The following is a 13,559-nucleotide window of genomic DNA, read 5'->3' as shown; positions in this document are numbered from 1 at the left end:
AGTCATCCGGTGACGGAGACCTGAGCGGATTCCAGACGGACGGTCAGGACGTAGCCGCGGCCGTGCGGGACCGGTCCGGCTTCCAGGACCCCACCGAGTGCGGCCGCGCGCTCCCGTAGATTCCTCAGCCCGTTGCCGCCGGCACCCGCTTCGCCGCCTTCCCGCGACGCCGGTACGGGAAGCACACGGCCGTCGTCCGTCACCCGCAGCAGCCCGGGGCCGAATTCCACCTCGCACCGCCGAGCTCCCGCCGCGTGTCGCAGCACGTTCGTCACCGCCTCCCGCAACACCGTGGCGAACAGTGCCTCCGACACCCCGTCCACCTCGTCCGCCCCGCCGCGTACCCGTACGGCTACGCCCGCCGCGGCCAGTACCTGCCGGGCGGAGGCCACTTCCCCGGTCAGCGTGAGCTCCGGGCCTTCCCCCGGGATCGCCCGAAGGTCCGCCAGCGCCCGGTCCGCCAGCGCCACCGCATCGGCGAGATGCCGGTCGGCCCGCTCCCGGTCGGGGTCGCGGACCGCCAGCTCGCCCTTCAGGGTGATCGCCGACAGCCCGTAGCCCAGCAGGTCGTGGACGTCCCGGGCGATGCGCCGGCGCTCTCGCGCCACGGCCAACGAGGCCAGTGCTCCGCGGGCCTCCCGCACCTGGTGGACCAGGCCGGTGAGCAGCGCAAGGCCGTAGAAGACCGAAGCGATCACCACGATGTCCAGCAGGAGGAGAGCGGTGCCACGAACCCCGGGCCCGTCCGCCCGCATCAGCAGCGCGAGCGCCGCCAGTGCGGTCAGCGTCCCGGCCGCCGGCCAGGCGGTCCGCACGGGAAGGACGATCAGCACCGAGGCGGCCGCGAACCCCACCAGCTGGGGGTACGGCCCGTCCGGAGCGGCCAGCACGCCCAGGGCAAGGGCGAGCTGCGCGCCCAGCGTCCACGCGACGTACGGGGGACGCACGCCCGGCGGACGCGGCAGGGAATGGTACGCCTGCAGTCCGACCACCGCCGCCAACGCGGCCGCGTACGCGGCGACCCGCCCGCCCGGCAGCCCGGCACCGAGCAGGAAGGCAGTGCCCACGACCAGGTACTCCAGGTGGGTGGCGACCACGATGGGCCACGCCAGCCGGGGCGTCAGGGCACCCGAAGGGACGTCCGCCCCCTCGGCCGACTGTGCGGGCGGCGCCGCTCGTACGCGCTCTGCCGCCGCCCGCGCGACCGTCACCATTTCCCGCGCAGCCCGCGTGCCCTGCCCGGCCAGCCGGGTGATTTCCGCCAACGCCGTCCCCAGTACCGCCTCCAGGTCGCGCCCGGCGCGCTCCCGCTCGGCCGTGACCCTGGCCTGCGCCAGTGCGCCACGGGTGGCGCGGAGTTCGGTGTAGAGGTCGGTGAGCCGGGTCAGCGCATAGATGATCAACCCGTGGGCGAGGGCGTTGCCGATGCCGTTGAGTACGGAATGGACACTGCCGTCGCCGGGTGCGAGCGGCCCGGCGGTCAGCACGACGACCGTGAACAGAGCCCACCGGACGGGCCGTTCGACGACCAGCAGCACGGAGGCGCCGAGGAACCCGGGCAGGCCGGACCAGGGCGTGAGCAGGATCTGCGCGGCGAGGGTCCAGGCCCCGCGCAGCCGCCTCGTCGAGGGCAGGCAGGTGGCCAACTGGAGCAGGAGCATCGGCACGGCGGCCGGGCGCGGCAGGACGACACCGGGCTCGAAGGAGAATCCGAGAATGACGACGACGAGGATCACCGATACGACCGCCGGCGTCGGACCGGCGTCGGTGTCAGAGGCGTCGGGATCGGCATCGGTGACCCCGATTCCGCGCTCGCGCCGAAAGGTCCTGCCCCACCCGTTCATGAGGTCACGTTAGACGCACGCCTGTGCACCACGCCCGCCCCACCCATGCGGAATACACATCGGCCGATGTGCCTCGCACTGCCGCCGACCCACCCCCGGGCGAGATCGTCGAGGTATGCGTACGACGTCGATACGGACCCTCACCACGATGGCCGCCACTGTCACGATCACCTCCGCCGCGCTGATTTCCGTCACGGCCCCCGCTCACGCGGCCGCTCCGCCCCGTCTCGACTCCCTCGTCGACACCGCCGTCGCCGACTACCTCCAGGACGACCGCATCCCCGGCGCGGCCGTCACCGTCGTATCCGGCGGCCGGACCGTCCTGGCCAAGGGCTACGGCGTCGCCGACGTCCGCACCCGAACCCCGGTCGACCCGCACCGCACCACCTTCTTCCTCGGCTCACTCGCCAAGCTGTTCACGGCACAGGCCGCTTCCCAGCTCGCCGCCAAGGGCGAGGTCGACCCGGCGGCAGACGTCAACGACTACCTCCGTGCGGTCACCGTCCCCGACACGTACCCCGGACGCCCCGTCACCCTGGACCAGCTCCTCACCCACACCGCCGGCTTCGACACCGACCTCGTCGGCCGCAACAGGACCAGCGCGAAGGACGTCGAACCGCTTGCCGAAAGCCTCGTGACGCGCCGTCCGCCCCGGGTCCGTGCCCCGGGCGCGACGGCCGCCTACGACAACTACGGATACGCGCTGGCGGGTCAGCTCGTCGCCGATGCCTCCGGCCAGTCCTTCCCCGCGTACGTCGACGAGCACGTCCTCCAGCCCCTGGGCATGACGCGTTCCACCTTCGCCCAGCCGCCGCCGGCCCCGATCGCAGCCGACCTCGCCCGCGGCTACCGCCCCAGCGGCACATCCGGCTGGACACAGGACAAGGGCCAGTACGGGGCATGGAGCCCGGCCGGTCCCGGCGCCGTCAGCACCGCCGCCGACATGGGCCGCTGGATGACCGGGCAGCTCACCGACGACACACCGGCGAACCGGCTCATGCAGCAGGTGCACTACCGGCAGGATCCGCGTCTGCCCGGCCTCGGCTACGGATTCGAGGAGTGGCGGCGCGGTGGGACCACCGGCTGGTTCAAGGACGGCGACATCCCCGGCTTCCACTCCAACCTGCTGCTCGTCCCGGGCCACGACGTGGGGGTGTTCGTCGTCTTCAACGGCGACGGCACGGACGGACGCGCCTCCTGGGACGGCAAGGACCTGATCAACCGGATCGTGGACGCCCTCGTCCCGGACGGACCCCCGTCCGCCGCCCCCGGCGCCGCGACCGATCCCTCCCTCCACTCCTCCCTCCACTCCTACACCGGCACCCACCGCCCGGCTCGGGTCAGCCGCACCACCCTCATGGCGGTGGAGGGCCTGGTCTCGGGTGTCACGGTCGAGGAGGACGGCAGGGGCGGCCTGCGCACCACCGGGCTCTCCCTCGACCCCGGCCGCCCCGAACAGAGCTGGCTCGCGCTCGGCGACGGCCTGTTCCAAGAGCGCGGCGGAAACCGCGCGACGCTCGCCTTCACCGAGGGCGGGACGCTCGTCTCATCGGCCATGCCGTCGACTGCGTACGAGAAGCTGACATGGCGTCAATCACCGCCGCTGCACTTGGGATTGCTGGGAAGCGGTGTGGGCGTGCTGGTACTCGGCGTGATCGCCTTTCCCGCAGCCTTCCTGGTACGGCGGCTTCGGGGTGGGGCCCCGCACCCTCCCGCGGCGCGGGCCGCGCGGGCCACGGCCGTGGCGGCCGGGCTGGTCGCGGCCGCGTTCACGGCCGCGCTCGCGGCTGTCGTCTCGGACGGCAACGCGATGATGGAGACGGTGCCGCTGGGATCGCCGCCGCTGTCTGCCGTGACGATGCTGGGCACGGCGCTCGTGCCGTTGACGCTGGGGGTGGTGGCGGGGGCGATCGCGGCCTGGCTCCGCGGCTGGTGGAGCGTCACCAGCCGCATCCTGTTCACCGTCACAGCGGCGGGCGCGGTCGCGACGGCGAGCATGCTGCTCCAGTACCACCTGGTGGGCGGCCCGTTCGCCTGGCTTGCCCGGTGACCCCTCGCCACGCGACAGCAACCCGTATGAGACAGACGACCATCCGTAGCCACAGCAAGCAGAGGAGCAGATCATGAGCAAGTGGACCAGGCGCCGTCTTCTGACCGCCGGTGCGGCGACGGGAGTTGTCGCGCTCATCGGCGCCGCAGCGCCGCAGCGGCGGCCGGAGCCGCTCGACGTCGTGACCGGCGAGGACGGGTTCAGCGCGCCGGTGACCGCGACCGCCGGCGCGGTGACCTTCCAGGTGCGGACGACCAGTACCCGTACCGGCATCGTCGGCGTCGCCCGACTCCGCCCCGGCATCGGAGAGGCCGCGTTCCGCAGGCACCTGCGCGACGTCTTCGAAAAGGAGGGCCCGCAGGACGTCATCCGGGCGTCCAAGGATCTGATGGCCGACGCCGAGCTGCTCGGCGGCGCCATGGCGGTGCGCGGTTCGCAGTCGTCCTTCACCGCGTGGCTGCGCCCCGGCCGATACCTCGTCCTGGAGTACAAGGACTTCGAGGGGCCTTACATCGGACGCAACCCCCTCCCCGGCGAAGAGTACGTCCGCCCGCTCCTCGTCCACGCGGCGGACGACGCCGGCGCCGGGGGCCCGCGCCCGTCCGCCACCGTCACCGCCGTCGACACCGCGCGAGGCCCGCGCTTCGTCCTGGAGGGCCGCATCCACCGGGAGCGGCCCCTGCGCTACGTCAACGCGATGCGCGGACAGGTCGACGAGCTCGCGGTGTACCCGCTCACGGACGACTCCGTCACCGAGGCCCACATCCAGGCGTACTTCCGGGACCCCCGGAACACGCCCGAGCCCTTCGACCTCGCCACGCAGCTGGGCACCCCACCGCTCTCCCCGGGCCGCAGCGCGGTCATCGAGATGCCCCTTGACCGGGGCCGGTACGCCCTCACCAGCTGGGTCACCAGCATGGAGGACGCACAACACCTGTCCGCCCACGGCCAGGTGCTCATCGTCACTGTCCCCTGACCCGCTCGGGGCCCGCTTGTGAACCCGCTGCGGGGTGAACCGGCTTCCGGCTCGCCCCGTGAGCGGCGCAAGCGGCGGCCAGGCCGAGAACGGTGATCGAGACGGCGGAGGCCGACAGGGTCCCCTGGGCTCCGAGCGCGGCGACCAGCGGGCCGCCGAGCGCCGTGCCCAGCGGGACCGAGAGCACCCGGACCGCTGAGCTCGCCGCCAAGACCTGAGGGAGCAGCTCGCGGGGGGCCGAGCGCTGGAAGAGGGCGGTGGAGAGCGAGGCGTACGGAGGCCAGAGCAGCCCGGCGACGGCGAAGCCGGCAACGGCCGCCCACGTCGGCGCTCCCAGGCCGGCCGGGAGCAGGAAGAAGCCGAAGGCGATGACGATGCCGGTCGTCACCGGCCACATCGGCAGCCGGCTCAGGTAACCGGTCACGACGGAGCCGAGGACGGCGCCCACGCCGAAGGCGGTGTAGAAGGCGGCCAGCAGGGCGGCGGATCCGCCCAGGTCGTCCGAGACGTGCAGCGGCAGTGCCACGTACACGGGGCCGAAGAGGAAGAAGAAGGCGAAACTCAGGCCGAGCAGTCCGAGCAGGGCCGGTGTGCGACGGATGACGGCGAAGCCGGCAGTGCGTGAGCCGCCGTTCTCCGGTGCCGGTGCGGTGTCCCGCGGAACGCCGATGAGGAACGTGACGGCGAGCACGAGGAACGTCGCCGCGTCGACGGCGATCACCGTCGCCGCATCGCCCCAGACGATGAGGGCGCCCGCGAGGGGCGGGCCGAAGACGGTCGCCAGTGAACCGATGCCGGAGAAGACGGCGTTCCCCGCCAGGTGGTCACGCTCCGGAAGCAGCCGGGACAGGATGGTGTAGATGCCGGCCTGGCCCCACGAGTGCAGGACGGAAGAGACCGCGAGCAGCGCGACGTACAGCTCGACGCCGAGCACCCCGAAGGCGTGGCACACGGGGATCGCGCCCAGGGCCGTGGCTCGCAGCAGGGCGTCGCAGCCGACCAGTTGGGCGGGGGAGCGGCTCCGCAGGAACCTTCCCAGGACGAGTGCGCCCACAGAACCCGAGAGCGTGTAGGCAGCCGCGGCCAGCGCGACCCACGTTCCGCGTTCCGCCGCCGGTGCGAGCTCGATCGCCAGCCAGCTCACGGCGACCACGGCCATGCCGTCGCCGAGGGACGAGACGGTGAACCCCGGTAACAGCCGGCGCAGCGTCGAGTGGGCGATCACCGGCCAGTACGGCGAGGCGCGGATCATCCGGGTCGGACTCAGGGGCACGGTGACTCCAAGGGGGCGAGGGGCCTCATCCCCTTCATCCTCACCACGTACCCCGCCGCCACGGTGGGCCTTTCACGCTGGGCATAGCCCTCAAGTCACCACGCCCACCTGCCTGTACATCAGGCCGGACGCCGCCAACCGGGCTTCACCGTCCCGATGCGCACGGTCCACTACGAAGCCAGCAGCGCCGAGTAGGCCCGCTCGATGCCCTGCGTGTAGCCGGTCCCCAAGTCGACGTAAACGTGCCCGCCGGCCGCACACGCCTCGCGCAGGGCAGTGCTCCGCTCCCTGACCCACCCGGCGATCTCCCGGTAGGTGGTGTCATCGGCTCCTTCGAGCCAGTCCGGGGAGGCCCGCAGGTGTTCGGGGGTCAGCTTCGTGTTTCCGAGGAAGACTGAGGTCAGCGGAATCCCGAGACCGGCCGCGGCCGCGGCCGCCGCCGGGGTGACGATGTCGCCCTCGACCACATAGCCGTCTTGGGGATCGGTGTCGTCAAGAGCCTCCGCGGCCGCACGGATGAACTCGATGAGGAACGGCTGCGCGAGCACTGCCTTGTCCGGATGCGTACCGTGCCGCACGCCGTGCTCGGGGGCAGCGCGCTGCAACATCGACACCAGAGCATCGGTCGGGCATCCGGGGAGGCCCTCGCGGTCCAGCAGCATCCACGCGAGGGTGCTCTTGCCCACCCGGGGCGGGCCGCCAATCAGGTAGATCACATGAAGACCGTATCCCGGGCGACGACTCGGGTGATCGTAAATACTCGGCGCGTCCCCCGAGGGACGGTGGTCGCAACGGGCAGAGCCGCTGATGGTTCTCAGCGCCCGCCACTCGGCCCCCGCCTGCGTGGCGATAACCGGCAGGGGCCGCCAGAATGAAGTTGCAGTCCAGCTGTCACCCGTTCCGGAACGGCCGTACCCGGGGGGTGGACGCACTGGCATGAAGCGTCGACTGGAAAAGGGAGCCACGCCCCGACGCCCCCCACCGACAGGAGACCGGCCATGAACGGCGCGACGCTCGATCTGGCAGCGGACTACCCACTGCTGGACGTTTTCTGGACCATGATGCTGTTCTTCATCTGGCTGCTCTGGTTCATGCTGCTCTTCCGCGTCATCGGTGACATCTTCCGAGACGACGAGCTGAACGGCTGGGGAAAGGCAGGATGGACCGCCTTCGTCGTCCTGCTCCCCTTCTTGGGCGTGTTCGTCTACCTGATCGCCCGAGGGCGCAGCATGGGCGAACGCGAGCTGAGGCGGGCCGAGCAGTCCGAGCAGGCCTTCCGTTCCTACGTACGCGAGAGCGCCAGCCCCACGAGCCGAGCCGACGAACTGTCCCGGCTCGCCGAGCTCAAGAACCACGGCGACATCACGGCAGCCGAGTACGAGCAGGCCAAGGCCAAGGTCCTCGCCTCCTGAGGACCCCCTTCCTGCCGACGGGGACGCAGCACAGGCGCGGGGTGCGTGGCCATGGTGCTTGACCTGCTTGTCATCGGCTTGGCCGTCACGCTCTTCCCCTTGCCGATCATGGCCTTCGTCCTGGTCGTCTCCGCATCCCGCGGGGTGCGGAAGGGGTTGGCCTTCATCCTTGGCTGGCTGGCCTGCCTCGTGGCCGTCATCGCCATCGTTCTGCTCCTCACCGGCGGGGAGCCGCCACCACCCCGTTCCCCACCCTCCATCGCGGCACTCGCCGCCACGCTGCTCATCGGTGTGAGCCTGATCGTCTACAGCGAGCACAGGCGCCGTCGGCGCCGCCGTACCGCCACGGCGCCGGTACCCGCCGAGGAGGAGCAGCCGGAGGCTTCCGGGACTTCGCTGTCGTCACGCATGGACGACGCCACCGGATGGTCGGCGGCAGCGCTTGCCGTGCTCCTTCAGCCCTGGGGGATGGTCGGCGCCGCCGCCGCCACCGTCGTGCAGGCCGATCTCTCCCACGGCGGGTCCTTTCTGGCCCTCATGGCCTTCTGCCTCCTGGCCACCTCCTGCCTGCTGGCCATGGAGCTGTACATGGTGTTCTCACCGGAGAAGGCCCAGCTCGGCCTGACCGCCTTGCGCGCCTGGCTCGACGCCCACAAGGATCCGGCGATCGTGGTCACCTGCCTCGTCCTCGGACTGTGGCTCGTCGGCAGGAGCCTCTACCAGCTCACAGGCTGACGCCCGATTCGGTCGAGCGTGACTGGGTCGTCGGGATCCGCTGGGTGAAGAACAACGCGATGAGGGCGGCGAGGGCGAGGATCGCGAGTGCGGCGCGCACGCCGTCGAGCCTCGCCGCGGCGTTCGCGTCGAGCGCGGCCGAGGCCACCTCCGGGCTTGTGCCCGCCTCGTCCAAGGCGGCCTCGAGCTGGGCGTCCGACACGAACGGCACGCCGCTCTGGAGCTCGACGGTCGCCTGGCTCGTGACCTCGGCCGGGATGGCGGGATTCTGCTCGATGTTGGTCAGGAACGAGGCGGTGAGCGCGGCGATCATGAGTGACCCGGCCAGTGCCGTTCCGATCGAGGAACCGAGGTTGGTGACGGCGTTCTGGACGCCGCCGACCTCCGGGCTCCGCTTGTCCGGCACCGCGGACACGGTGACCGCCCCGAGCTGGGAGGCCATCGCTCCCATACCGAACCCGATCAGCAGGAGCGGGACGGTGACGATCTCCGGACCCGCGTCCGCGTCGATCGCGGCCAGCAGTGCCACGGCGCCCGCGAGCAGCGCGAGGACGCCGAGCCGCACCACCCGCCGCGGAGAGGCGTCCGGCAGGAGGCGCGGGATCAGGATCGCGGCAGCCAGCAGGGTCAGGGAGAGCGGCAGGATGCGTGCACCGGTCTGGAGCGCGGACAGGCCCAGTGCGACCGACAGGTACAGCGGTACGACGAAGAACACGCCCATCTGGACGAGGTACTGGAAGAAGAACATCGTCAGGCCGCCGGTGAGCTGCCGGTTCTGCAGCAGGGCCGGGTCCAACAGCGGCTCCTTGTGCTGCTCCACGAGGCGGGCCTCCCAGTGCAGGAAGAGCCGGATCAGGAGCAGGCCCGCCAGCAACAGCCACACGACCAGCGAGATCCCGAGCCAGGCGGGCGCGTCGGGCTTCGGCCGGAACCAGCCCCATTCGCCCGCGCGGAGTACGCCGTAGACGAAGAGCCCGAGCCCGAGGGCGGACAGCACGACGCCGACGAGGTCGATGCGCGGGCGACTGTCGACCGGCGAGTCGGCGACGCGGCGGCCGAGCACCAGGATGCCGAGCACGATCAGGACCTCACCGGCGAAGACCCAGCGCCAGGAGAAGTACGTCGTCGCGACGCCCCCGATGAGCGGGCCGACCGCGATCGCCACGGCTCCTGAGGCGGCGACCAGTCCGTAGGCGGCCGGACGGCGTTCCGCGGCGAAGTTGCCGGCGACCAGCGCGACGATCGCGGGCAGGATGAGTGCGGCTCCGATGCCCTCGAGGAACGACCAGCCCAGCAGCAGCACGGTCAGGTTCGGGGCCAGGGCGGTGATCAGGGATCCGCAACCGTAGATCACGCAGCCGATCAGGAACGCCCGCTTGTGGCCGATGAGCGCGCCGACCTTGCCGCCGGGGATCATGAACATCGCCATCACGAGGGTGTATGCCGTGATCGCGCCCTGGATCCCGGTCACGGTCGTGCCCACGTCTTCGGCCACCGCCGCGATGGAGACGTTCATGACGGAGCTGTCGAGCGCCATCAGGAACTGCCCGGACGCGAGTGTCAGCAGGACGACCCTCGCAGTCGCCGACTTCGCGGGAGTACCTGCCTTGGGTGCCATGGACGCAACGGTCGCAGTGGCCCAGGCGCCCGGATCGTCGACCCGCCGGGGGGTCAGCCGGTTGGCAGCGCAGACCCCACGGACCGCGCTGCGGCCGGCTCCGGAGGGCCGCGCCCTGGTCGGCGGGCGACACACAGGGCGCGCCATCGCGATGATCACGGGCCGGGGCGAGCTGGTGGGCGTGCGCGGCAGCCCCGATGCACCCAGGCTGGGGTGTGGGGGTGACAAGGAGCGGAGCGCCATGACCAGTCCCGCTGAGCGGGCCCGAGGCGGCCGGTCGGCCCGCAAGCAGGTGGGCCGGGCGGCACACGGCCGGTGGGCCGAGGCGGCGGAGCGGCCCGATCCCATCGGTGTGCTGGAGCGACAGGCCGCCGACCGGGTCGTCGAGCTGCTGCCGATCCGCTACGGGCGGATGGCTGCCTCTCCCTTCGCGTTCCTGCGCGGCGCGGCCGCCGTGATGGCCGCAGACCTGGCGGCCCAGCCGAACACCGGCCTGACCGTCCAGCTCTGCGGTGACGCCCACCTGCTGAACTTCGGCCTCTTCGCCTCGCCGGAGCGGGCGCTGCTGTTCGACCTCAACGACTTCGACGAGACCCTGCCCGGACCCTTCGAGTGGGACGTCAAGCGGCTCGCCGCCAGCGCGACCGTGGCCGCCCGCGAGAACGGCCACGGCGACGACCACGCCTGGCAGGTCGCCCTCGCCGCCGCCCGGGCCTACCGGCTGTCCATGCGAAAGCTGGCCGAGCTGGGGGAACTCGCCGTCTGGTACCAGCGGTTCGACACGGCCGAGGTGCTCCCTGTGGTCCGGGGGAGCAAGCTGCGGGACCGGGTCGAGGCGAATCTGGCGCGTGCCCGCCGGCGTACCAGCCTCCAGGCTCTCGGCAAACTCACCGAGATCAGGGCCGGCCGCCGGCACATCATCCACGATCCGCCCCTGCTCGAACCGCTGGAAGAACCCGAGGCGCAGGCCGTCGGCAAGATCTTCAGCGAGTACCGCAGCACCCTCCCCGAAGAACGCCGCCTCCTGCTCGACCGGTACCGGTTCGTCGAGGCGGCACGGAAAGCCGTCGGCGTGGGGAGCGTCGGCACCCGCTGCTTCATCGTCCTGCTGACCGGCCGCGACGAGAAGGACCCGCTCTTCCTCCAGATCAAGGAGGCCGGACGCTCGGTGCTGGAAGACCATCTCCCCGCCGACCGCCACGGTCACCACGGCCACCGAGTGGTCGCGGGACAGCGGCTCCTGCAGGCCGCCGGAGACATCTTCCTCGGCTGGACGAGCGGACCGGCCGGACGCCATTTCTACGGCCGGCAGCTGCGCGACATGAAGGGGTCGGCCGTCGTGGAGACCATGGCCCCGGACATGCTCCGCCAGTACGCCGAACTGTGCGGCACCGCCCTGGCCCGTGCCCACGCCCGTTCCGGCGACCGCATCGCGATCGCCGGCTACCTGGGCAGCGCCGACACCTTCGACCGCGCCATCGCCGACTTCGCCCTCCGCTACGCGGACCAGACCGTCCAGGACCACGCCCTGCTCACCGCCGCCATATCCGACGGCGCCATCGCCGCCACGCACGGCATCTGAGCGCGCCGTTCCGCTCAGGGGCAGCTTGACACCGGGTCGTCGTGAACGAGGGCGCAGATCATCTGCTCGCCGCGCCGGTGGTCCGGATAGGCCGTGAGCAGTTCCGCCTTGAAGTCGTTCCACTGGCGGGTGGTCTCGGCGGTGGCCCCGGAAACGGCGTGGCCGAAGTTGTCGCCGGTCTTCGAGCGGCGCGATGCGGCGGTGTCCTTGTTCAGGTCGCGGTTGTGCGTGACACGGCCGGCGCAGTCGCCGTCCTTGACGCCGGTGGAATCGAAGTCGGAGTAGCAGCCGGTCGTGAGGTCGACGGGTATGCGGGTGCGTGCCTCCCGGGTCCAGTCGGCGTCGTTCATGGTGCTGTAGCGGCGGATGTCGAGGAACGGGGCGACACCGGTACGTGCCAGTCCGGGAGGGTCGGCGAGGCCGACCGGGCCGGGGGCGGTCCGGTCGGACCAGTTCGAGTGCGCGTAGAAGTCCTGGATCTGGTGCCAGCCGCGGCCGAGCTGTTCCAGGACGTCGCACTTGGCACGGTCGGGAGTCTCGTCCCAAGCGCAGTGGGAGGACAGGTCGCTCTGGTCGGCCCGGACCTTGCCGTCGGCGTCGACGAGGCCGTCGGCCGCCCGGACCGCGTTCCGGAAGCGGGCGACGGAGGTGCGGATGCAGGCGAGGAGCTCGGTGGTGGCCTCGTCCCGGCTGCGGGGATAGTCCGGGACGTAGCGGGGGGCGAGGTAATCGGCGTTGTCGCAGTGCAGGGGGCCGATGAGGAAGTATCCGCCGTGGTCATTGGCATTGATCGCCCCGTCGCGGTTGTCCGCCATCTCGGACAGCGTGACCGGCTCCCAGGGCAGGGCTGCCCGTGTGACGCTCTCGTGGTTGCCACCGGTGAACGCGAGAGCGGAGTCAGTCGGCGCAGCGGCCAGGGCGCCCACGAAGACAGCCGCGATGGTCGTTCGCGCCAGGCTGGGCAGCAGGCCGTATGACATGCGACGCTCCAGTCCTACGAGTGGTGTGGCGCCGAGGTTTCTCGGCGCCCCAGCAGCAGCTCTGCTTCCGGCGGAGACGGACGTCTACCAGCAAGCTTAACGAGCGTCGTTCACCGCGGCCTTCGCCGCCGGGTGCGCCTTGGTGAGGGTGCAGACGCCGTCCACGCACTGGCGCTCCAGGCGGCCGCGGGAGATGGTCTGCGCCAGGCCGACCATCCAGCAGGTGGGGCAGCCGCGGAAGGCGATCAGGGCCAACGGGGCCGCCAGCAGGGTGGCCGGGCCGGCGACGGGCACCAGGGCGACCGAGCCGATGATCAGCCCGAAGCCGATGGCGCCGCGCGCCAGATGGCGCGGGACGGACTTGCTGGCGAAGTTCATCTCGGGCGCCGCGGACTGTGCGGTGGCCCGGGCCTTCCTGCCCTGCGCGGGCTTCAAGGTGTCCAGTGTGTCCAGTGTGTTCACGGTGGTGAGTCTCCTCCGACTGGTTGGTCGATGGCTTGACCGGGCGCTTTGTCGGTCGTCGCCAGTGAGTGACGCAGTGCTGCGCGCGCTCTGTGCAGCCGCGACTTCATCGCGGGGTTGCTCAGACCGAGCGAATGGGCGACGGTCCTGCCGGGCAGGCCCTGTACGTCCCGCATGATCAGGACCTGCCGCAGGTCACGGGGAAGGGCGCCGACCGCAGCCGCGATCCGCTCCACTTCCATCCTGTGCAGCACCGAGTCCTCGGCGGACGGTTCCGCGGACGCCTCCGGTTCGGCCGCCGCCCCGTCGCTCCGCGAGACGAGCAGCCGTACCTGCCGGAGGCATTCGTTGCGCACGATCCGGAACATCCATGAGGCAAGCGCGCCCGTGGCCCGCAAGGTGCCGATCTTCCGGTAGAGGATGATCAGCGCCTCTTGGGCCGCGTCCTCCGCGTCCTGCGGCGAGGCGCACAGCGATATGGCGAACTTGCGCACATGAGGCTGAGATTCAATGACGACGGTGGTGAGCGAAGTGACGTCGCCGTCCTGAGCGGCCTTGATCAGCCGCTCGTCCGGCCAGGCAAAACGTTGGTTCATCTGCTACTCCTACCCGGAAGGTGCCCCGCGC

The 13,559-nt window shown here is 71.4% G+C and carries 12 protein-coding genes; 5 read left to right on the top strand and 7 right to left on the bottom strand.

Annotated elements, in window-relative coordinates:
• Window positions 1–2: 2 nt before the first annotated feature.
• The gene (locus OG447_RS25425; RefSeq protein WP_266939573.1) at window positions 3–1,844 is read right to left on the bottom strand and encodes a sensor histidine kinase; all 1,842 of its coding nucleotides are present in this window, start codon (window positions 1,842–1,844) and stop codon (window positions 3–5) included.
• Window positions 1,845–1,992: 148 nt separating this feature from the next.
• On the opposite strand from OG447_RS25425, the gene OG447_RS25420 reads away from it, so the two are divergent.
• Both OG447_RS25420 and OG447_RS25415 read left to right on the top strand, forming a co-directional pair.
• Window positions 1,993–3,894 carry a serine hydrolase gene (locus OG447_RS25420; protein ID WP_266939572.1) on the top strand — a complete coding sequence of 634 codons (1,902 nt, stop codon included), beginning with the start codon at window positions 1,993–1,995 and terminating at the stop codon, window positions 3,892–3,894.
• 73 nt (window positions 3,895–3,967) lie between these two features.
• The gene (locus tag OG447_RS25415) at window positions 3,968–4,870 is read left to right on the top strand and encodes a hypothetical protein (RefSeq protein WP_266939570.1); all 903 of its coding nucleotides are present in this window, start codon (window positions 3,968–3,970) and stop codon (window positions 4,868–4,870) included.
• Here OG447_RS25415 and OG447_RS25410 read toward each other — a convergent pair.
• Both OG447_RS25410 and OG447_RS25405 read right to left on the bottom strand, forming a co-directional pair.
• A complete protein-coding gene (locus OG447_RS25410) occupies window positions 4,857–6,143 on the bottom strand; it encodes an MFS transporter (RefSeq protein WP_266939569.1) in 1,287 nt (428 codons plus the stop codon). The genes OG447_RS25415 and OG447_RS25410 overlap by 14 nt on opposite strands.
• 170 nt (window positions 6,144–6,313) lie before the next feature.
• Window positions 6,314–6,859: a hypothetical protein gene (locus OG447_RS25405; RefSeq protein WP_266939567.1), complete on the bottom strand. Its 546-nt coding sequence runs from the start codon at window positions 6,857–6,859 to the stop codon at window positions 6,314–6,316.
• A 282-nt stretch (window positions 6,860–7,141) separates the two neighbouring features.
• Between OG447_RS25405 and OG447_RS25400 the strand changes: the two genes are divergently transcribed.
• Window positions 7,142–7,555 (top strand): SHOCT domain-containing protein, encoded by a 414-nt coding sequence (locus tag OG447_RS25400; RefSeq protein ID WP_266939566.1) that lies wholly within the window; start codon window positions 7,142–7,144, stop codon window positions 7,553–7,555.
• Window positions 7,556–7,606: 51 nt separating this feature from the next.
• Window positions 7,607–8,290 (top strand): GAP family protein, encoded by a 684-nt coding sequence (locus OG447_RS25395; RefSeq protein WP_266939565.1) that lies wholly within the window; start codon window positions 7,607–7,609, stop codon window positions 8,288–8,290.
• Here the strand turns inward: OG447_RS25395 and OG447_RS25390 are convergent.
• A complete protein-coding gene (locus OG447_RS25390) occupies window positions 8,280–9,908 on the bottom strand; it encodes an MFS transporter (protein WP_266939563.1) in 1,629 nt (542 codons plus the stop codon). The two genes, OG447_RS25395 and OG447_RS25390, sit on opposite strands and share 11 nt — an antisense overlap.
• 241 nt (window positions 9,909–10,149) lie before the next feature.
• Here OG447_RS25390 and OG447_RS25385 point away from each other — a divergent pair, with 241 nt between their 5' ends.
• Entirely contained in the window at window positions 10,150–11,490 is a 1,341-nt protein-coding gene (locus OG447_RS25385) for a DUF2252 domain-containing protein (protein ID WP_266939561.1), read from the top strand.
• 14 nt (window positions 11,491–11,504) lie between these two features.
• Here OG447_RS25385 and OG447_RS25380 read toward each other — a convergent pair whose 3' ends face one another.
• The 3 genes from OG447_RS25380 to OG447_RS25370 all read right to left on the bottom strand — a co-directional run bounded on the left by OG447_RS25380 (window position 11,505) and on the right by OG447_RS25370 (window position 13,528).
• Complete coding sequence (locus OG447_RS25380; protein WP_266939560.1) at window positions 11,505–12,470, bottom strand: hypothetical protein; 966 nt, start codon at window positions 12,468–12,470, stop codon at window positions 11,505–11,507.
• Between the two features lie 96 nt (window positions 12,471–12,566).
• Window positions 12,567–12,932, bottom strand: a complete 366-nt coding sequence (locus OG447_RS25375) for a hypothetical protein (protein ID WP_266939559.1) — start codon at window positions 12,930–12,932, stop codon at window positions 12,567–12,569.
• Entirely contained in the window at window positions 12,929–13,528 is a 600-nt protein-coding gene (locus OG447_RS25370; protein ID WP_266939557.1) for an RNA polymerase sigma factor, read from the bottom strand. The genes OG447_RS25375 and OG447_RS25370 overlap by 4 nt, the downstream gene beginning before the upstream one ends.
• Window positions 13,529–13,559 lie beyond the last annotated feature (31 nt).

Origin of the sequence: Streptomyces sp. NBC_01408, assembly GCF_026340255.1 — a bacterium.
GTDB lineage: Bacteria > Actinomycetota > Actinomycetes > Streptomycetales > Streptomycetaceae > Streptomyces.
The sequence above is the reverse complement of the archived record's forward strand: the minus strand, read 5'-3'. Positions and strand labels throughout refer to the sequence as shown.